Annotated in this window: 15 protein-coding genes; 5 read left to right on the forward strand and 10 right to left on the reverse strand. The window is 69.0% G+C overall.

The genetic code is table 11. The annotated features are described in order from the left end of the window. Positions 1-35: 35 nt before the first annotated feature. The 3 genes from G4D85_RS35245 to G4D85_RS35255 form a co-directional block, all read right to left on the reverse strand. On the reverse strand, positions 36-1,271 hold the full coding sequence (locus tag G4D85_RS35245) for an SGNH/GDSL hydrolase family protein (RefSeq protein ID WP_164018482.1): 1,236 nt from the start codon (positions 1,269-1,271) through the stop codon (positions 36-38). Between the two features lie 153 nt (positions 1,272-1,424). Further along, the gene (locus tag G4D85_RS35250) at positions 1,425-3,323 is read right to left on the reverse strand and encodes a DUF4091 domain-containing protein (protein WP_164018483.1); all 1,899 of its coding nucleotides are present in this window, start codon (positions 3,321-3,323) and stop codon (positions 1,425-1,427) included. Between the two features lie 294 nt (positions 3,324-3,617). Continuing rightward, positions 3,618-3,818, reverse strand: coding sequence for a hypothetical protein (locus tag G4D85_RS35255; RefSeq protein WP_240359686.1), 201 nt, complete (start codon positions 3,816-3,818; stop codon positions 3,618-3,620). Positions 3,819-4,155: 337 nt separating this feature from the next. Here G4D85_RS35255 and G4D85_RS35260 point away from each other — a divergent pair, with 337 nt between their 5' ends. From G4D85_RS35260 to G4D85_RS35270, 3 genes are all read left to right on the forward strand, one after another. Then, a complete protein-coding gene (locus G4D85_RS35260; protein ID WP_164018485.1) occupies positions 4,156-5,040 on the forward strand; it encodes an oxidoreductase in 885 nt (294 codons plus the stop codon). A gap of 1 nt (position 5,041) precedes the next feature. Beyond that, positions 5,042-6,046, forward strand: coding sequence for an AraC family transcriptional regulator (locus tag G4D85_RS35265; RefSeq protein ID WP_164018486.1), 1,005 nt, complete (start codon positions 5,042-5,044; stop codon positions 6,044-6,046). A 71-nt stretch (positions 6,047-6,117) separates the two neighbouring features. Continuing rightward, entirely contained in the window at positions 6,118-7,536 is a 1,419-nt protein-coding gene (locus G4D85_RS35270; RefSeq protein ID WP_164018487.1) for an APC family permease, read from the forward strand. A 68-nt stretch (positions 7,537-7,604) separates the two neighbouring features. Here G4D85_RS35270 and G4D85_RS35275 read toward each other — a convergent pair whose 3' ends face one another. Together G4D85_RS35275 and G4D85_RS35280 are read right to left on the reverse strand one after the other, a co-directional pair. Then, on the reverse strand, positions 7,605-8,762 hold the full coding sequence (locus G4D85_RS35275) for a hypothetical protein (protein WP_164018488.1): 1,158 nt from the start codon (positions 8,760-8,762) through the stop codon (positions 7,605-7,607). 90 nt (positions 8,763-8,852) lie between these two features. Then, positions 8,853-9,692 (reverse strand): tetratricopeptide repeat protein, encoded by an 840-nt coding sequence (locus tag G4D85_RS35280; protein ID WP_205525841.1) that lies wholly within the window; start codon positions 9,690-9,692, stop codon positions 8,853-8,855. 170 nt (positions 9,693-9,862) lie between these two features. On the opposite strand from G4D85_RS35280, the gene G4D85_RS35285 reads away from it, so the two are divergent. Beyond that, positions 9,863-10,888 carry a helix-hairpin-helix domain-containing protein gene (locus G4D85_RS35285; RefSeq protein ID WP_164018490.1) on the forward strand — a complete coding sequence of 342 codons (1,026 nt, stop codon included), beginning with the start codon at positions 9,863-9,865 and terminating at the stop codon, positions 10,886-10,888. 105 nt (positions 10,889-10,993) lie between these two features. Here the strand turns inward: G4D85_RS35285 and G4D85_RS35290 are convergent, their stop codons facing one another. Beyond that, positions 10,994-11,353 (reverse strand): hypothetical protein, encoded by a 360-nt coding sequence (locus G4D85_RS35290; protein ID WP_164018491.1) that lies wholly within the window; start codon positions 11,351-11,353, stop codon positions 10,994-10,996. A 447-nt stretch (positions 11,354-11,800) separates the two neighbouring features. Between G4D85_RS35290 and G4D85_RS35295 the strand changes: the two genes are divergently transcribed. Continuing rightward, the gene (locus G4D85_RS35295) at positions 11,801-14,032 is read left to right on the forward strand and encodes a zinc-dependent metalloprotease (RefSeq protein ID WP_164018492.1); all 2,232 of its coding nucleotides are present in this window, start codon (positions 11,801-11,803) and stop codon (positions 14,030-14,032) included. Positions 14,033-14,159: 127 nt separating this feature from the next. Here the strand turns inward: G4D85_RS35295 and G4D85_RS35300 are convergent, their stop codons facing one another. The 4 genes from G4D85_RS35300 to G4D85_RS35315 all read right to left on the reverse strand — a co-directional run bounded on the left by G4D85_RS35300 (position 14,160) and on the right by G4D85_RS35315 (position 18,511). Continuing rightward, on the reverse strand, positions 14,160-14,804 hold the full coding sequence (locus G4D85_RS35300) for a LysM peptidoglycan-binding domain-containing protein (protein ID WP_164018493.1): 645 nt from the start codon (positions 14,802-14,804) through the stop codon (positions 14,160-14,162). Between the two features lie 166 nt (positions 14,805-14,970). Then, complete coding sequence (locus G4D85_RS35305) at positions 14,971-16,113, reverse strand: acyl-CoA dehydrogenase family protein (protein ID WP_164018494.1); 1,143 nt, start codon at positions 16,111-16,113, stop codon at positions 14,971-14,973. Between the two features lie 11 nt (positions 16,114-16,124). Then, a complete protein-coding gene (locus G4D85_RS35310; RefSeq protein ID WP_164018495.1) occupies positions 16,125-17,330 on the reverse strand; it encodes an acyl-CoA dehydrogenase family protein in 1,206 nt (401 codons plus the stop codon). 2 nt (positions 17,331-17,332) lie between these two features. Then, positions 17,333-18,511 carry an acetyl-CoA C-acyltransferase gene (locus G4D85_RS35315; protein ID WP_164018496.1) on the reverse strand — a complete coding sequence of 393 codons (1,179 nt, stop codon included), beginning with the start codon at positions 18,509-18,511 and terminating at the stop codon, positions 17,333-17,335. Positions 18,512-18,522: the final 11 nt, after the last annotated feature.

Genomic DNA, 18,522 nt, shown 5'->3' on the forward strand with positions numbered 1-18,522 from the left:
AGCTCGCGCAGGACGGCGCTCGGGCCGGCGGGCCCTCAGCGAAGCACTGTCTCCCGGAGGAACCGCGTCAACGCCTCCGCCATCTTCTGGTGCGTGGAGGCCGACGGATGCCAGTCCTCACCGACGCCATCGACCTCGGGAAGCTGCACGGCCATCAGGTGGCGATAGACGCGGGCATCCCCCGCGCGATTGCGCTCCGCCACCAACTCGGTAATCCACTCGCCGACGTGCACGGACGTCACGGCGCCATTCTGTTCCTGCTGCTTGTAGCCGTCCGTCATGCTGCCCAGGGTGCACACGATGCGTGCGCTCGGGTGCAGTGCACGAAGCCTCGCGAGGAACCTCCGGTACTCCGTCTTGAACGCCGTCTCGTCGGGGAGGAACCCGGCGGTGCCGCTGCCGGCGAAGGCGTCGTTGGTACCGGCGTTGATGACAATTACATCGGGCGAGTAGCGCGCGAAGTCCCAGGCGACGGGATGCCCTGGCACCGCGAGCTCGTAGAGCGCTGGCAGCAACTCCGACGTCGACATGTCCAGGTTGCGGTACACCCCGTGCCCCGAATAACAGACGGTCACCAGCTCCGCGCCCAGGCTCCTGGCCGTGAGCCAGCCATAGCTCAGCCGGGGGTTCTCGTTCTTCGACGTGAAGACCGGCGCCATCCAGGAGGGTGAATCCGGGATGAGCGAAACCTCGCTGCCGTAGCCGCAGGTGATGGAGTCGCCGACCATCTCCATCCGCAGTCCGGGCCTCGGCGGCGGGTCTTCGAGCTGTCCATGGACCTCCAGCGCCACGAACTCGCTGTGGCCCACGGAGGTCTCCGTGCGCTTGACGATTTCGAGCGTGTGGCTGCCCACCGCGAGCCCCGTGGCCAGCGTGTAGAGGGGCTGGCTGCTCCGGACCGCGAGCGGCGTCGGCGGCCCGCCGTCGATGCTCACGTCGAAGTAGTTCGTGGTCGCGTCGCCACCGGCCCCAGCGTCATTGAGCCGCATCCGCACCGCGTCGCCCCGGAAACGGGCGCGAATCGTCACGCCGGGATGGGAGAACACGACTCCGGCGCCGGAGCGGTACAGCCGCCCCGTGTATTGCAGCCGCGAGTCGGACGCCGGCACAGTCACCCACATCAGCGCGTCCTCGGACGGATTCCCGGCATCGCGGGAGGCGCTCGGTACCCCGTTGGCGTCGGCGCTGCCTTCCGGTGAGCGCAGGGGCGCCCTGCATGCCGTCATCGACACGCAGAGTCCGAAGCCGAGTACCGCTTTCCACCAGTTCATGCTCGTTCCTCGTCCAGGCGCGTGACTCGCTCGGAGGAGTGGCTGGAGCCAGGAGACATATCAGGCCCCCCGCGTGGGTTGCAGGCGGCGAACGCGGCGCTCAGGTGCTCCTTCCCGAGCGCCTTCTCCTTGAGCGCCTTTCGAGCCCGGCGACTACCGACCCCGCCGCGCACGGACTGGCACGCGCGCACGGCGGGACGACCTGAACGCGACGCCCAGGAGCCCCAGCATCCCGGCCAGCGCCGTGGGGCCACCGCCCGTGCTGCACCCGCCCTTCGCCGCGGCTTCGGAGTCGACTCCCGCGGCCACGGGCGCCTCCTCCGGCGGAGGCAGCTCGGGCCGCGACTCAGGCGGCGGCCCGGCCACGTCCGAATCCTCCTCCGTGCCACCGGTCAGCTCCAGGTAGCGCTGAATCAGCTTGAGCCGTGCGGCCTCGAAGGCCGCACCATCATCCGAGACGCGCGAGGCGGCCGGAATGAGCTCCCGCGCCACCCGCCGCGCGAAGTCCGGGTCTCCCGCATCGCTCACGGCCTTCAGCCACTCGAAGTCCTGCACGCCCAGGCGGATGAGCTTCAGGCGCAGCGACGCCACCGGCACGTCCGTGCTCCCGCCAATCCTCGCGGGCGTCCCCGGATAGAAGAGCGTCCCGTCGCCGTTGCCGTTGAAGCGGAACTGGTCCGTCCACGCCGACGTGAGCATCCCCACCGTCTGGTAGTACAGCTCGCCCGTCCCACCTGCCAGGAACGTCACCCACTCCATCGCGCGCGCCTTCGCCGCCGAGCGGTCCACCATGTACGAGGGCCAACCTACCCCCGGCTTGTTCTCCGGCGCGTTGGTGCCATACGCGCAGCCGTGACTCATGCAGCTCTGGTACAGCCACAGGTCCGCGCCGGGCCGCTTCAGGAAGTCCGCGTACGCCGTCCGCTGGTCTCCCTTGAACGGCCCTTCCGCACCGTCCATGTGGTTGACCAGTGGCACCGCCAGGTCGATGAGCCCCTCCAACTCGTGCCGCTTCAGCTCACGCGCGTTCGTCGTCACCAGCGTGCGCAACCCCGGAGCCGCCTGCCGCGCCAGCTCCGCGCGCGAGCGCACCTCCGCGAAGGGCGTGCCGTACGGCGGCTCGTCGCCCACGTAGTCATACGCCCGCTCGAGCCACCCACGAGCGCGCAGGTGCGCGGCGAAGTCCGCCAACCCCTCCGCCGTGGGCGGCCCCACATACTGGATGCTCGTCATGCGCGCGCCGGGCAGGCGCGACTCCACGCTGCCGTCCAGGTACGGGCCCCACGTCGCCTCGAAGGCCTTCCAGTCCGGCGGCCACGGGCTGCGAGGAAAGAGGCTCGACAGGGTGATGCGATGCTCCAGCGCCATCAGCTGATAGCGGGTCAGCAGCGGCTCCAGCTCGGCAGGAGTGCAGTCCTCGCGTCCGAAGTGCGCGCGACACACATGCGGAGGCCATAGCAGGAAGGCCGTGGCCAGAGACGGCGTGCTCGGCAACTCCGCGTCCACCACCGTGAGGCGCACGGCCACCTGGGCGCGGAAGCCCCCATCCGCCTCCACCGCCACGGTGCCCACGTAGTCCCCCGGCGGGCTGACGTCGGGCACGTGCACGTCCACCCAGATGGCGCGGGCCTCGCCAGGCGTGACGTCGAAGGGGAAGGCCCGCCGAGCCTCGCCCGCCACCTCATCCGTATCCGGAACCAGTGCGTCCGGCCAGCGCCCCAGCTGGGCTTCCGGAACGGAGCGGCGCGTGGTGGTGAGGAAGTCCTGGCGGTACAGCGTCACGTCCGTGCCGCCGATGCTCGCGGGGCCCTCCAGACCGGGCAGCGACGCGCGCACCCCACGAAGCCCCGAGGCCCCACCGTGCAGCGCCACCTGGAAGGACACGAACTCATTGCGTGCCGCGGTGAGGTGGACCTCGGCCTGGGTGCGCGGCTCGGCGTCCGGACGCACCTTCACCATGGCCCCCTCTCCCCAGACGGTGGGCTCGGCTGCGAAGGCCGGTACGGCAAGCAGCACCAGGAGGCGCACGAAGCTTCGGAAGGCGGAGAGCATGCGGGTGAAACTGGCTACACACCGGCATGGCATCCCGTACGGCCCTCGCGGCCATTGAACGCCTGTCCGTGGCCCGAGCAACCAGCCGCCGCTTGCCACTGTGACAACGCCCACCCACCGGGCGAGCAGGCACGGCCCCCCGTGCGACTCCGGACCGCTAATTCATCATCGCCCCGCAGGAGATGAGATGTCGACCTTCTCCTGTCAGCGATGGGAATGAAGAAAGGCCCCTGGTTCCGCGAGGAACCCGGGGCCTTGAATCCAGGCGAAGTGCTCCTGCCTTCTGCTGCAACGCTAGAAACAGACGCTGTTACAGTACGGCGCGCCGTTGGGCTGCGTGCAGCAGGTCTGGGTGGTGAACTGGCAGGTGCCGTTGACGCAACTGGGACGGCAAAGGCCCTCGTTCGGGTCATCCGGGAAGTAGGCGCAGGTCGTGGTGCCAGGGCAGTAGCCGGTGCCCGTCACACAGGCGAGCCCCTGACGGCGGGTCTCCAACCCTTCGTCGACCTCGACGGACTCCGTACCGCAAGCCGTGAGCCCCACACACAGAGCCACAACACTCAGAAGTCGCAACAAGGGAACCTCCAGTTTGGTCAGGCGGGAAATCCCGGGTTCTTGCAGCTGCAACAAGTGACGGCAATCCCGCCTCTCCAACCACTGTTCAGAACGCGAGAGCCATCCGCGCTTCGTCGGACGGCCCGGCACCCTCCCAGTCCCATGACCCGGAGGTGGCGCAATCCGATGATTCTTTGGCGCCATCCGATTGGCACGGCGGCGCGCCGCTCGTGACTCTTGGCGTGCCGGAGTTCCGGCACGTCAAAGGATGGTTCCCATGTCGAAGGTCTGGTTCATCACTGGAAGCTCTCGCGGTCTCGGTCGCGACCTCTCGAAGGCCGTGCTGGCAGCCGGCCACCGTCTCATCGCCACGGCACGCAAGCCGGAGCAACTGCGAGAGCTCATCGAGCAATACGGCGAGCGGGTACTCCCGGTCGCGCTCGATGTGACTGACGCCGCCGCCGCGCGTGCGGCCGTCGCCAGGGCCGTCTCCGTCTTCGGTCGCATCGACGTCGTCGTCAACAACGCGGGCTACGCGAACCTGAGCTCCATCGAGGACGTGGCGGAGGACGACTTCCGCGAGCAGTTCGAGACGAACTTCTTCGGGGTCATGAACGTCACGCGCGCGGTGCTGCCCGTGCTGCGTGCCCAGCGCGACGGGCACATCCTCCAGGTCTCCTCCATCGGCGGGCGCACGGGGAGCCCCGGGCTCGCGTCCTACCAGGCCGCGAAGTGGGCCGTGGAGGGCTTCTCGGAGGTCCTCGCGAAAGAGGTCGCTCCGCTCGGCATCCGGGTGACCATCATCGAGCCCGGCGGCTTCCGCACCGACTGGGCGGGCGCGTCGATGCGCGTGGACACGGTCAGCGACGCGTACAAGCCGACCGTCGGTGCGTTCATGGAGAATGTCCGCAAGCACGCCGACGCCATTCGCGGCGACCCCGCGAAGGCCGCGCGGGCCATCCTCCAGCTTGCGTCGGAGCCGCAGCCCCCGCTCCGGCTCCTCCTCGGCTCCGACGCCGTGTTCCTCGCGGAAGTCGTCGCCGCGCAGCGCGCGGAGGAAGATGCCCGGTGGAAGACGCTCAGCCAGTCGACGGACTACGATGGCCTGGTGGACTTCGCCGAAACCCCCGTCGCCAGGATGCTGCTCACGAAGAGGAGTTGACGTGCGCGCCGACCTCGTCCCCGTACCGAGCGGCCTGATTGACCGCTTCGCGGCGCTCGGCATCGACATCGAGCGTCTACTGCGGCATGCCGGCATCCTGCTCTCGCGGTTCCAGGAGCCCAAGGCGCACCTGACCACCCGCGAGTTCATGGCGTTCTGGCATGCCGTGGAAGCCGTCGGGGGCGGGCGAGACGTCGGCCTGCGGGTGGGTTCCGAGGCACGGTCGCACCAGTACGACGTCGCGTCGATGGCCGCGCTCCACTCGCCGACCTTCGGAGAGGCGATGAAGAAGTTCGCACGGTACAAGCGCGTCGTCTGCCCGGAAGAAGTCACCGTCGAGGTCGACAAGGGCGAGGCGCGGCTCCGCTTCCATTGGGTGCTGGCCGAAGGCCCATTGCCGATGTTCCTGGTGGATGCCACGTTCGCCTCGACGCTCACGCTCGCCCGCCGTGGCACGGGCAAGCCGCTCGTCCCGCGGCGTCTCGAGCTCGCGAGGCGTCACTCCGACGCGGCGCTGCTCACCCGCCACTTCGGGTGCGGCGTCCGCTTCGACGCGCCCGTCGACCTCCTCGTCTTCGACGCGCAAGCACTGGACGAACCGTTCGTGACCCACAACGCGGACCTGCTGACGCTCCTCGTGCCAGGGCTCGAGGCCGCGCTGAACGAGCGACTGGGACACCGTACGCTGGCGGATGACGTCCGGGCGGCGCTCCGTCGGGGCATGAGTGGCGGACGCCCCTCCGTGGACAAGCTGGCCAGGGAGCTGCACCTGAGCCCCCGCACGCTCCAGCGCCGGCTCGGGGAAGGAGGGACGACCTATCAAGGACTGCTCGACGAGGTGCGCCACGAGTCCGCGCGTCGGCTTCTCGCGAGCACCGACCTCGACGCCAGCGAAGTTGCGTTCCTGCTGGGCTACGAGGAGCTGAACTCGTTCGTCCGTGCGTTCCACGGGTGGGAGGGCACGACGCCTGGCCGCTGGCGTGGGGCCGAGCGCAGTCGAGCCTGAACACGCCAGACCCACCGAGCAACGAGCCACGGAGCAACGGGCCACCGTCGGCGGGCTATGCTCGGCGGCCCATGCGCCCTTCCCCTCCTACGGATGAAGCCGGAGCCCGGCCAGGCGAGTCGCGTGACGGCTATGCGCGGCGCGTCGGCCTCTTCTCGGGTGTGATGCTCGTCATCGGCGGCATCATCGGCTCGGGCATCTTCCTCAACCCCGCCATCGTCGCGCAGCGCGTGCACACGCCGGGACTCACCCTGGGCGTGTGGTTGCTCGGAGGCGGGGTGGCGCTCATCGGGGCCTTCGTCTACGGAGAGCTGGGGCAGCGCATTCCGAAGGCGGGAGGCAGCTACGTCTACCTGCGCGACGCCTTCGGCCCGCTGCCGGCCTTCCTCAACGCCTGGGGAATGATGCTCATGATTGCCACCGGGGCCATCGCCGCGGTGGCCGTGACGTTCGCCAACTACACCCTCGCGCTGACGGGCCTCGGGCCCGACTACCGGTTCCCGCTCGCCGTCGGAGCCATCGTCCTGCTCTCCGGAGTGAACTACTTCGGCGTGCGCCCCGGGGCACTCACGCAGAACGTCTTCACCGTGCTCAAGCTGGTGGCGCTCGCCGTGCTCGTGGGCGCGGGCCTGTTGATGACCGTGCCCGTTCCCGCGGTGGTGGAGGCAGTCTCCGCCCCGGAGGCCCCTGACTCCATCGTGCTCGCCATGGGCGCGGCGCTCGTCCCAGTGCTGTTCAGCTACGGCGGGTGGCAGCAGACGAACTTCGTGGCCGAGGAGATGGTCAACCCGGAGAGAAACCTGCCACGCGCGCTCCTGCTGGGGGTCATCGGAGTGGTGGCGGTGTACCTGCTGGCGAACCTCACCTACCTGCGCACGCTCGGCGCGGCGGGGCTCGCGGCGAGCAGCGCCCCGGCGGCGGACGCGCTCGGCCAGCTCCTGGGCCCCGGCGGGCGCACGTTCATCACGGCGGGCGTGGCCCTCTCCACCTTCGGGTTCCTCAACCTCGTCATCCTCGTCTCGCCGCGCGTCTATCAGGCCATGGCCTCGGACGGGCTGTTCTTCCCCCAGCTCGCCCGGCTGCACCCGCGCTACCGCACGCCCACCACGGCCATCCTCTTCCAGGCCGTCTGGGCCATCCTCCTCACCGGCACGGGGACCTACGGAGAGCTGCTCGACTACGTCGTCTTCGCCGACTGGCTCGTCTTCGGCGCCACGGCCGCCACGCTCTTCGTCTATCGCGCCCGCGAGCGGCAGGGGCTCGTGCCCCGGGTTGCGTACCGGGTGCCCGGCTACCCCGTCACTCCGCTCCTCTTCATCGCGGCGGCGCTGTACGTCGTGCTGGGCTCGGCGGCCTCCAACCCTCTCAACGCGCTCAAGGGCACGCTGCTGCTCGGTGCGGGCGTGCCCGTGTTCCTGTACTGGCGTCGCCGCAAGGGCGAACGGGCCGAGACCCCGGCAGTGAGCGTGAAGGCCGTGGGAGAGCCGTAGCGCACCAGCCGGACCTGGCACGGGGCGCGATGTCGAAGGGGCCCGCCGTCATCCAGGCCCCGCGTGTTTCACGGCCGGGCCTTCAGCTCGAACCAGCGGGCCTCGTTGTAGAACCCGACCCAGAACCCCTTGCCGTCCGACGGGGCGATGACCGCGTAGGGCGGGTCCTTCAGCTCCCACGTTCCTCGCAGCGAGCCATCGAAGCCGTACCGCCGGACCCGCCCGACATCCGACCCGCCCGTCTCCGGCGTCACCCGCTCGGCCAGCAGGAAGCCTTCCCCATCCGCGGTGGGCTCCACGATGGCGGCGCCAATCCAGGACAGGCCCTTGAAGAACACCGCGGCCTCGCCCGTGGCTACGTTCCGGATGTCCAGCAGGTCGTCCGGCCGGCCGTCCTGCGTCGTCCCCTGGTCGATGCAGGCGAGGTGTCGACCGTCGGGGAAGAACGACACGGACTCGATGTCGCGGCCCGGAGCGACGTTCATCGTGGAGCGACCGAGCTCGTCCGGCGGCCACGCCTCCAGGCCGTACCGGGCGAGCACCACCTGCCCGCCTCCCTTGTCATCGACGTCCTGGACGCAGGCGACGAGTAGCTCCGTGCGCGTCTCCACGACGTCACACTTCTCGCGCTCCACTGGGAGTGGCATGGCGACCTGACGGCCCGCCGCCAGATCAATGACCTCCAGCTTGTCGAACACCGGGAAGTCCGGCCACGCGTAGATCCTCCCGGTGGTGACGCCCACGTGGACGCGCACGCCGCCGCGCCTTGCGCTCAGCAGGTAGCTGTCCGGCGGCACCCTGCCCTTCAGCGGGATGCCCTCCTGGCGCTCGAGGTCGAGGACACACGAGGCGGTAACGCTCCGGCCCGCATGGCCGAACAGGTCGAAGCCCCCCATATTGCTCTGCTTCGAGAACACGACCGCCCGCGTGCCACCGGAGAAGAGCTCGAAGACCTGCGAATAGGAGAGGCTCCGCTCCGGGATGCAGCCGAAGCGCGCCAGCGGGATGCGCTGCTCCACTTCCCCCTGCCTTCTCACCAGGTCAGTGCCGTGCAGGTAGACCAGCGTGGTCCGGCCCGCATCCGCCCTCAGCAAGCCATCCGACAGCTTGAGCCTGGGCGCGCAGCCGGCCACCGCGAACAGCAGCAGCAGCGACAGTCCCTCCCTCGCTCCCGCGCGTGCGAGTCGCCGGAACAGGGAGGAACGAGGCGAGGGAGCTGGACCCATGTGTCCGAGCCTGGAACGACGGCACGGCCAGGGCAAGAGCCCCACTGCTCGGTCTCCCATCACGCGGCGGCGCCGCGACGCGTGCCGTGCTCAGGGCATGTGGGCGAGAATCGCCAGGGCCAGGATCCAGTCGAGGCCCAGCTCCACCATCATGTACGTGGAGCCCAAGCGCGAGCCTCCCACGGCGACGCCCAGATGCCCCAGCGGCCCGGAGAAGAGCTTCATCCCCGCCTCCACTCCGACGTTGAACCGTGCGCCCCTGGAGTTCAGCTGAGGTCCCGAGAGCAACCGCGCGTAGGGCGCCGCCCAGTCCGACACGAAGTACTGGTAGCCGACGAACCCGTTCAGGTCCACTCGTGACGAGTATGTGGTCGACACCGTCATGTTCACGCCCACGTTGAGGCGCCGCGCGAGGAACGCCATGGGCTGCACGTTCACGTCCATCGCGACGCCACTGCCACCCCCCATCCCGAAGCGGTACCCCAGGACGAGCTCCACCACGGACTTGTCGATGGAGAGCGCATCGTCACGCAGGCGGGCCGCGCCCGCGTCGTCACCTCGCGCCAGCTGGAGGTCCGCCAGGGCGTACGCGCCCTCCTGCATGTTGTCGTCGTAGGACTTGCGCAGCGGCGGCTCCGCTCCGTCCAGGTCGCCGTGCTCCATCCGCAGCCGGCCTTCCGTCAGACAGGCCCTCGTGTAACCCCGCTGGCAGGCCCGGCCATAGGCCGCCGCTGCTTCTTCCCGTCGGCCTTCGCCGAGGAGCTGCTGGCCCCAGGCCTCGCAGGCGCTCAGGTCACCGGAGTCGCAGAGCGACGGGAGATCGGGGGGCGCCTCCACGCCCGAAGAGGAGGTGGTGGCGCAGGCCGCCAGCACACAAGGCAGCAGCGTCACCCACCAGCGTACGGCAAGGAGTGCGCCACGACGGGCCACGGAGGTATCCATTCGCGGGTATTCAATCACGGCTGACGCCTGGCTGTACTCAAGGTTGTTCACCGCGCTGTGACACGGAAGTCCGGCCAGCGGTCCCACCCTCGGGATGAGTCAGAGCAGTCTGGTGTATTGAGCCGGCTTTTTTGTTGTTTCCCCCTGAGGAGTCCCCGATGCGTCATCTTGGCTCAGCCCTTCTTGCTGTGAGCATGCTCGCCGGTTGCGGTGGTGTTGAATCCGAACCGCCCTCCGAGTCCCTCGAGTCCTCCTCCGTCGAGCGCCAGCAGTCGCCGCTCACCACCACGGACGTGGATGTCGCCCCGGAGTGCCAGGGCATCATCAACTTCGTCAACGGCGCGTCGTTCCAGACGCTGGATGCGTACCTGCCGAGCGACGTCGCCACCAACCTCATCGCCCGGCGCACGGTGTCGCCGTTCGTGACGCTGGCGGAGGTCTCCGCGGTCTCGGGAGTCGGTCCGGCGCGTCTCGAGCAGCTCGAGGGCGGCGCACGCGCCCAGAGCTACATCGGCCCCAGCTGCGTCGGCATCATGGACGAGCTCGCGGTCTCCGCCGACGACGCCGCGGCCATCGTGTCGCTGGTCAACAGCGTCCCCGACTCGGAGCTGCACGACATCCTGCCGGACGCGTGGAATGGGGCCGCGAGCCTCCTCAACCTGCGCCCCTTCTCCTCCGCCCAGGCCATCTCGAACGTGGCGGGGATTGGCGAGGTGAGCCTCCGGAACATCCGCAACTCGGCCACGCTGAGCCGCCCCCTGGAGGCCCTCATCGCGGCGGTGAACGCGCTGCCGCAGCCCGACTACGGCGCGAAGATGGCCCGCCACTTCGACTGGTGGGAGGTCGTCACGGGCCGCTACTACCGCACCGGCGGGCTGGAGTGCTTCGGGCTCGAGCCGAGCAGCGTCCCGTATGAAGCGACCGTCCGTCCGTACCTGGCCAACGCCGCCGAGGTACGCGCCGAAGTCGTAAGCACGGTGAACACCGCCAACCGCAGCAACCAGCTTCCCAGCAGCGTGGTCTCCGCCGGTCTGGCGAACCTCGACGAGCGGATCGCGGGACGCGCGTTCAAGGGCTGCTACTTCAGCTACTCGAACGACCCCTGGAGCGGACACAACATCGCCATCTTCGTCGACACGGTGAACGGCTTCAGCGTGATGACCGAGACCTACTGGAGCGAGTGAGTCCACCCTCGCCCTGATGAAAGGCCCAGGTTCCTCTCCGACCTGGGCCTTGAAGCGCGGCGCGACACCCAAGCGGCGCCGGAGGCGCTCGGCGGCCGTCCCGGGCTACCCGCAGCAGGAGTAGGTCGCGGAGACGTCCATCCGGAAGCCATCCAGGCGGCTGGAGCCCAGCGGCTCACACTCGCCCAGGGTGTTCACGACGTTGCACGTGCCCGTCGGACACCGCGACGCCATGCTCGACGCGAGCAGGCTGCGGGCCTGGGTGGCCGCGCTTCCACAGGTGGCGCCCTCGCCATACCGGGTGCTGGTGTACCGCGTCGTGCCGCAGACCGTGCACACCGCGGCCTCGGAGCTCCCGAGCATCTCCTCCTCGTCCGGCTGGAGGTCTCCCGCGTTGCATGCGCCCAGTCCCAGGGTCGCAATCACCAATGCACAGCGCCACATCCAGCTCGGTCGTCGGTTCATCCAGGCAGCGTAGAATCAAATGTAATTCAGTATCAACCCACCCGGTCCCACTGCGCGGCAGCGCGCAATCGGTAATCACGCAGTCCGGCACCGGAGCGCCTCTGCCGCTAGTAATGGATGCGGGCGCTCATGCGAGGACGACCTTCTTGTTGGCGATGAGGTCCGTGAAGGCCATGCGCACGCCAATCGAGCGCGCCTGGGTGTTGGCGACGCATGAGCCGTTCGCACCCTTGTAGACCTGCCACGTCGCCCGCGTGCCGGAGAGGGGCTGCAGGCGCCCGGTGAGGAATTCAGGCTCGGACCTCTATGAGGGCCCGACCCGGACGCCATCTCAGGAATTCGTACCGGCAGGTCCTGCTTCGTCGATATGCCTCCCGGCGGCACGGCATTCATCGGAGACCGCACTGCCTGAGCACGGCATCCATGCTCGGTACTGAGGGGGACTCCATGTCGATACGAACAGCGGCCGCGCCACGCGGCCTCCTGTGCATCTTGTGTGCGCTGTCCTTGTTGGCCAGCGCCTGTGACAAGGGAACGGGAGTCGCTGAAGAGCACGCCGGGCAGGTGCTCGAAGGCCCCTTCGTTTCGGTGCCGCGCGAGCTGAGCGCCGAGTCGTGGGAGCGCCTGCGCCTGGGCCTCGGCGTGACTCCGGACGCGCGCCGCGCGGGCGGCGATGGAACGTTCTACCTGGCGCTCCGCAAGGCGGAGTTGGGCAAGCGCTGGTTCATGTCCGTCTACCTGAAGCAGGAAACCCCTTCGTCCGAGTTCGGCAACGTCCCCAGCGCGCTGGGCGTGCGCGTGGTGTCCTTCCAGGTACAGAACGGCAGGCTGTATGCGTTCGACGTGGATGACACGAAGGTGCGCACTGACCTCTTCAAGCCCGACGAGGTCATCGAGGCGTGGCCCATCATCACCGACGAGCCCGCCTTCAACCGACTGTCGGGCTCGGAGGACTACATCCTCTTCGACCCGGCCGCGGGCCTGGACCGCTTCGTCGGAGTGAACAGCCTGGGGCCAAGCTACGGCCCCAGCTTCGAGGTGGAGCTGGCCTTCGCCCGGCGCTTCCGGCGGCTGGACACCGGCATGGCCTTCGAGAAGCTCGTCACCGGCCATGCGACGTCCTTCGAGAGCCCGGGCTCCGCCTACCCCTATCGGGTCACCGCGACGCTCTCCGTCGAGCTGCGGCGCTACCAGGAGGGTGAGGGCTACACGGTGCCACCGGAGCCGCCGCTCGCGTACTACTTCCTCAGCAAGCCCCGGATCATCCCCAACAGCGGGCTCCACACCGCACAGGTACCCGTGAAGTGGAACGTCCGGCCAGGGATGCAACCCATCACCTGGGTGATCTCCGATACGCTGGTGAAGCTGCAGCAGGATCCGCGCTACAGCGACTACGACTTCCTCGGCGCGGTGAAGCGGGGCGTGGAGCTATGGAACGAGGCGTTCGGCTTTCCGGCGCTCTCCGTTCGACTGGCGCAGCCAGGGGAGTCCGCGGGCGACCTGGACCGGAACTTCATCCTCTTCGACCCGGACCGGACCTACTCCGGCGCTTTCGCGGACCTCCGCTCCAATCCGAACACCGGAGAAATCATCGGTGCCAATGTGTACCTGTCCATCGTCTGGCTGGACGTGGCGGTGTTCATCGGTGGGGCGGCGCTCGCGACACCCGAGGTGGAGAAGACGCCCGGCACCCGGCTCACGCTGGGGTGGAACGGCATGGCACCCGAGCGGCTGTGCGAGCTGGAAATCCCGAATGCGCTGGCGGGGCATGAGGAGCACATGTCCGCGCTCACGGATACGCTGCCGCCCATGACACCCAAGGAGCGTGTAGAGCGCATCATCACGAATGTGATGATGCACGAGATTGGCCACACGCTCGGCCTGCGCCACAACTTCAAGGGCTCGCTGACGTTCCCCGCTTCCTCGGTGATGGAGTACGCGTACCCGCCGGAGCAGGCCTACCGTGGTGGAGCGGTGGGACCGTATGACGTGTCCGCCATCCGCTACCTCTACGGACTGTCCTCCAGCCCACCGGAGGAGGCGTTCTGCACGGACGACGACACCTCACTGGACGCGGACTGCAACAGGCATGACACCACGGCCAACCCGCTCGAGCTCTTCTACGGGACGATGTATCAGGCACAGCTCCGCGCGGCGCTGGAGACGGGAGCACGGGCTCCGGACGACGAGAACCTCAACGGCGTGCTGCAGTACGTGCGCTCGGGTCGCTCCAGCCAGGAGAAGCTGCTCGCCTGGAACATCGCCACCGAGGGACTGCTCGCCCCCATTGCCCCGGAGACCCTGGCGGCCTTCCCCGGCTATGGCGCCAGGGCGGATACCCAGTCCCGGCGCGTCCTCCAGCGACTGTACCTGGACGACAGGTTCGCCCGGGGCTACTACTTCACGCAGGACCCGCGGCCGAATGCGCTCTTCACGCCGGCCCTGCTGACACAGCTGCGCGGCAACCTGCTCAACCTGGACGGCGTGCGCAGCCGGGCCACGCGCCGCGTGGCCATCGACATCCTGAAGAAGCTCCAGACCTACGACGCCTATACCGTGCTGCGCGAGGCGCGCGACGCGGTCGAGGTGTCCCTGCCAGGGCTCTCCGGGCAGGCGCGACTGGACGCGGAGGACCTCGCCAGCCGCCTGCGCCTGGCCACCTCGCCGTACTTCAACTGACGGACTGTCGCGGCCGCTCCTGGAGGAAGCCCACGGTGTGACTTCCTCCGGGGGCGGACATGACAACGCCCCCGGGAGACAGCCCCGGAGGCGTTGATTGCGACGGTGTCCCGCGGTGCTGCCGGAGCTACATCGTCGGCATGAAGATCTTCAGCCCGGAACGGCCACCGGCATTCAGCGTGTTGCGCTCGATGAAGTCGCTCACGGAGGAGCGGCCGTCGCCGGTGGTGATGGCGGTGTGGCCGTAGATGCTGCCCAGGCGCGACGAGGTCTTCTCCCAGGTGAGGACGAGGCCCGGAATCTTCAGCGCCTCCTCGAGGGACATGTTGACCTGCTTGAACTTGTCCTTCGGCAGGTTGTTGTCAATCTGGTTGCCGTTGCCCCAGACCTTGAAGCCGAAGGCGTTCTGGATGGCCCGGCTCACGCCGGTGGCGCACAGGCCCTGGCTGTTGTACCCGCCCATGCCCAGCGCCGCCGCGCGGCCCGCGTTCGCGAGCTTGCGCATCGCGGGAGTCGCGCTGCCAGGGCTCGCGCCATTGCTCCCATTGACCTGCCCGCCGCCCTTCGTGCCGCCGGTCCCCTTCGTGCCGCCGCCCTTGGAGGGCTCGAAGCTGTCGCTCCGGGAGTGGCCCGGGATGCGCAGGGTCCTTCCCGCGTAGATGAGGTTCGGGTTGGCAATCTTGTTGGCGCGCGCCAGCTCGGAGACGCTGGTCTTGAAGCGGGCGGCGAGGCCAGAGAGGGTGTCGCCGGGACGGATGCGGTAGTTGGACATGGGCGGGGGGTCCCTGAAGAGAGCTTTGACCCATTGTCGCGACGTCCCTTGCGGAGTTGCGCCCGAATTTCCCAATCTCTTGGAATTCCCCCGCGCCCTCGGACGCAACCCGAGGAATTCCTAGAAAAATCGGGTACATGGGATTCAGCGGGTCATCCCTGGCCCCTCACGCGACCAGCAGTCCGTCGCTCACCTGTGCGAGATGATGGTCCGCGTCCCCGAAGGTGGCGTTGATGACCGTCAGCCGCTTGAAGAGGTGGGCCGCGCACAGCTCCTCCGTGACGCCCATGCCGCCGTGGAGCTGCACGGCCTGTTGCCCCACGTAGCGCGCGGACTGCCCCACGAGCGCCTTGGCCGCGGACACCATCCGCCGCCGCTCGGCGGCATCCTCGGACTGCACCTTCACCGCCGCGACAATGGCCATGGACCGGGCCTGCTCGGTGGCAATCAGCATGTCCGCCATCCGGTGCTGGAGCACCTGGAACTTGCCGATGGGCACGCCGAACTGCTTGCGCGTCTTGAGGTACTCACGCGTCGTCTCGACCAGCGCGTCCATGGCGCCCACGGCCTCGGCGCACAGCGCGGCGATGGCCAGGTCCACCGCGCGCTCGATGACGGGCAGCGCGCCGCCTTCCTGTCCGAGCAGCGCGTCCGCCCCCACGTGCACGTCCGACAGCTTCACCTCCGCGGCGCGCCCGCCGTCCTGAGTCACGTAGCCGTGGACGCTCACGCCTGGGGCCTCGCGGGGCACCAGGAACAGCGAGAGCCCCGCCCTGTCGCGCGCGTCCCCGGCCGTCCGCGCCGAGACGATGAGCTCCCCGGCCTGTGCCCCGGAAAGGACCAGGGACTTGGTCCCGCTCAGCACATACCCGCCCTCCACCCGCTTCGCCGTGGTGGCGACGTGCTCGAGCGCGTACCGGCTCCCCTGCTCGTAGTGGGCGAAGGCCATCACCCGCTCGCCCATGGCGATGGCGGGAAGCAGCGCCGCCTGCTGCGCCTCCGAGCCCGCGTCGCGCACCAGCCCCGCGCACAGCACCACGGTGGGCAGGTACGGCTCCACCACCAGGGCGCGGCCGAAGCTCTCCATGATGAGCATGGTGTCCACGGGGCTGCCGTTCATCCCCCCGTGGGCCTCGGGGATGCCGAGCCCGAGCACGCCCATCTCGGCGAGCGTCCTCCAGTGCTCCTTGCTGTAGCCCGCGGCGGAGCGCGAGATGTGGCGCCGCTTCTCGAAGTCGTACTCCTTCGTCAGGAAGCGGCGGAGTGAGTCCTGAAGCGCCTGCTGTTCCTCGGTATAGCTGAAGTCCATGTCCGGTCGCCTCACAGGCCCAGGAGCATCTGGGAGATGATGTTGCGCTGAATCTCGTTGGAGCCGCCGAAGATGCTCAGCTTGCGCATGTTGAAGTAGTCACCCGCCGCGGCCGCCGCGTGCTCGCCTCCGACCCGGAGCCCCGAGTAGTCCGGCTCCAGCGCCTCGGGCAGGTACGCCAGGGCGTCATGTCCACAGGCCTGCAGGGTGAGCTCGAAGATGGCCTGGCCAATCTCCGTGCCCTTTATCTTCAGCACCGAGGCCACGGGCCCCAGCCCCTTCTTCGCGTCCTTCGCCTCCGCCGACAGCACGCGCAGCAGCGTCACCTCCAGCGCGAGCAGCTCCACCTTCAGCTGCGCCAGCTTGTCTCGGAAGCGCGCCTCTTCGATGAGCGGGCGCCCGCTGGAGGCCGTCTCGCGGCGGGCCACCTGCTCCAGCCGCTTGAGCAGCCGCTTCCACTGGCCCACGTTGGCCAGCCCCGTGCGCTCGTGGCCCAGGAGGAACTTGGCGTACGTCCAGCCCCGGTTCTCCTCGCCGACGAGGTTCTCGACGGGGACCTCGACGTCGTCGAAGTACGTCTCGTTCACCTCGTGCTCACCGTCCAGCATGATGGTGGGGCGCACGGTGATGCCCGGGCTCTTCATGTCGATGAGCAGGAAGGAGATTCCCTCCTGGGGCCGCCCCTCCGTGCTGGTGCGCACCAGGCAGAAAATCCAGTCCGCATGCTGCCCGAGCGTCGTCCAGGCCTTCTGGCCGTTGACGACGTAGTGCTGGCCCTTGCGCTCGGCGCGCGTGCGCAGCGAGGCCAGGTCCGAGCCCGAGCCCGGCTCCGAGTAGCCCTGGCACCACCAGTCCTCACCGCTGAGAATCCCGGGCAGGAAGCGCTCCTGCTGCGCCTTGCTGCCGAAGGCCATGATGACCGGCGCCACCATCCGCAGCCCGAAGTCGAGCTGCCGGGGCGCGCCCGCGTCCGAGGCCTCCTCCTCGAAGATGTGCTGCTCGATGGCGCTCCAGCCGGTGCCGCCGAACGCCTTCGGCCACCCCGGAGCGCCCCACCCGCGCTGGTGAAGGATGCGCTGCCAGTGGACCGTGTCCTCCTTGCCGAGCCGGAGGCGGTGCTGCACCTTGTTGCGGATGTCCGGGGGAAGACTGGCCGCGAGGAACGCGCGAACCTCGCGCCGGAAGGCTGCCTGCTCCGCCGTGTCGTTCAGGTCCATGTTCAGGCCACCTCGAAGAGACCGGCTGCGCCCATGCCGGTGCCGACGCACATCGTGACGACCACGTGCTTCACGCCTCGGCGTCTGCCCTCGATGAGCGCGTGCCCCACCAGGCGCGCGCCCGTCATGCCGTAGGGATGTCCCACGGCGATGGCGCCGCCATTCACGTTGAGCCGCTCGTCGGGGATGCCCAGCCTGTCCCGGCAGTAGAGCACCTGCACGGCGAAGGCCTCGTTCAGCTCCCACAGGCCGATGTCGTCCACCTTCAGCCCGGCCCGCTTCAGCAGCTTCGGCACGGCGAACACCGGGCCGACGCCCATCTCGTCCGGCTCGCACCCGGCCACCGCGAAGCCGCGGAAGTAGCCCAGCGGCTTCAGGTTTCGCTGGGAGGCGAGCTTCGCGTCCATCAGCACGCAGGCAGAGGCGCCATCGGAGAACTGGCTCGCGTTGCCCGCCGTCACCACGCCACCGGGCACGGCCGAGCGGATGCCCGTCACCCCCGCGAGCGTCGTGTCCGGGCGGATGCCCTCGTCGGCGGCCACCGTCACCTCGCGGGTGCCCAGGGCGCCCGTGGCCTTGTCGGCGGTGCCCATCAGCGTGGTGAACGGGACGAGCTCCTCGCTGAACCGCCCCGCCGCCTGGGCCGCCGCGGCGCGCTGCTGGCTCCGCACGCCGTATTCGTCCTGGGCCTCCTTGGAAATCTTGTAGCGGGCCGCCACCGTCTCGGCGGTCTGCAGCATGCTCCAGTAGAGCTCGGGCTTGTTCCGGGCCAGCCACTCCTCCATGAGGTAGCGGGTGTTGAGGTTCGCCTGCACGGTGGAGATGGACTCCACCCCGCCGGCCACCATCACCCCCGCCCCGTCCACGAGGATCTGCTGGGCCGCCATGGCGATGGCCTGCAGCCCCGAGGAGCAGAAGCGGTTGACGGTGACGCCTGCGACGCTCACCGGCAGGCCGGCACGGATGGCTGCCATGCGCGCCACGTCATTGCCGGTGGAGCCCTCGGGCAGGGCGCAGCCGAAGATGACGTCCTCCACCTCGGCCGGGTCCACGCCCGCACGCTGCACGGCGTGCTGGATGACGTGGCCCGACAGCGTGGCGCCATGGGTCATGTTGAAGCCGCCGCGCCAGGACTTCGCCAGCGCGGTGCGGGCGGTCGATACGATTGCGACGTCGTTCATGGATTTCTCCC

Source organism: Pyxidicoccus trucidator, from assembly GCF_010894435.1.
In the GTDB taxonomy this organism is placed as follows: domain Bacteria; phylum Myxococcota; class Myxococcia; order Myxococcales; family Myxococcaceae; genus Myxococcus; species Myxococcus trucidator.

Bases quoted from the DNA above. Each gene is read 5' to 3' on its own strand.
- G4D85_RS35245 (WP_164018482.1), bottom strand. From the start codon at position 1,271: ATGAACTGGTGGAAAGCGGTACTCGGCTTCGGACTCTGCGTGTCGATG.
- G4D85_RS35250 (WP_164018483.1), bottom strand. From the start codon at position 3,323: ATGCTCTCCGCCTTCCGAAGCTTCGTGCGCCTCCTGGTGCTGCTTGCC.
- G4D85_RS35260 (WP_164018485.1), top strand. From the start codon at position 4,156: ATGTCGAAGGTCTGGTTCATCACTGGAAGCTCTCGCGGTCTCGGTCGC.
- G4D85_RS35270 (WP_164018487.1), top strand. From the start codon at position 6,118: ATGCGCCCTTCCCCTCCTACGGATGAAGCCGGAGCCCGGCCAGGCGAG.
- G4D85_RS35275 (WP_164018488.1), bottom strand. From the start codon at position 8,762: ATGGGTCCAGCTCCCTCGCCTCGTTCCTCCCTGTTCCGGCGACTCGCA.
- G4D85_RS35285 (WP_164018490.1), top strand. From the start codon at position 9,863: ATGCGTCATCTTGGCTCAGCCCTTCTTGCTGTGAGCATGCTCGCCGGT.
- G4D85_RS35290 (WP_164018491.1), bottom strand. From the start codon at position 11,353: ATGAACCGACGACCGAGCTGGATGTGGCGCTGTGCATTGGTGATTGCG.
- G4D85_RS35295 (WP_164018492.1), top strand. From the start codon at position 11,801: ATGTCGATACGAACAGCGGCCGCGCCACGCGGCCTCCTGTGCATCTTG.
- G4D85_RS35300 (WP_164018493.1), bottom strand. From the start codon at position 14,804: ATGTCCAACTACCGCATCCGTCCCGGCGACACCCTCTCTGGCCTCGCC.
- G4D85_RS35305 (WP_164018494.1), bottom strand. From the start codon at position 16,113: ATGGACTTCAGCTATACCGAGGAACAGCAGGCGCTTCAGGACTCACTC.
- G4D85_RS35310 (WP_164018495.1), bottom strand. From the start codon at position 17,330: ATGGACCTGAACGACACGGCGGAGCAGGCAGCCTTCCGGCGCGAGGTT.
- G4D85_RS35315 (WP_164018496.1), bottom strand. From the start codon at position 18,511: ATGAACGACGTCGCAATCGTATCGACCGCCCGCACCGCGCTGGCGAAG.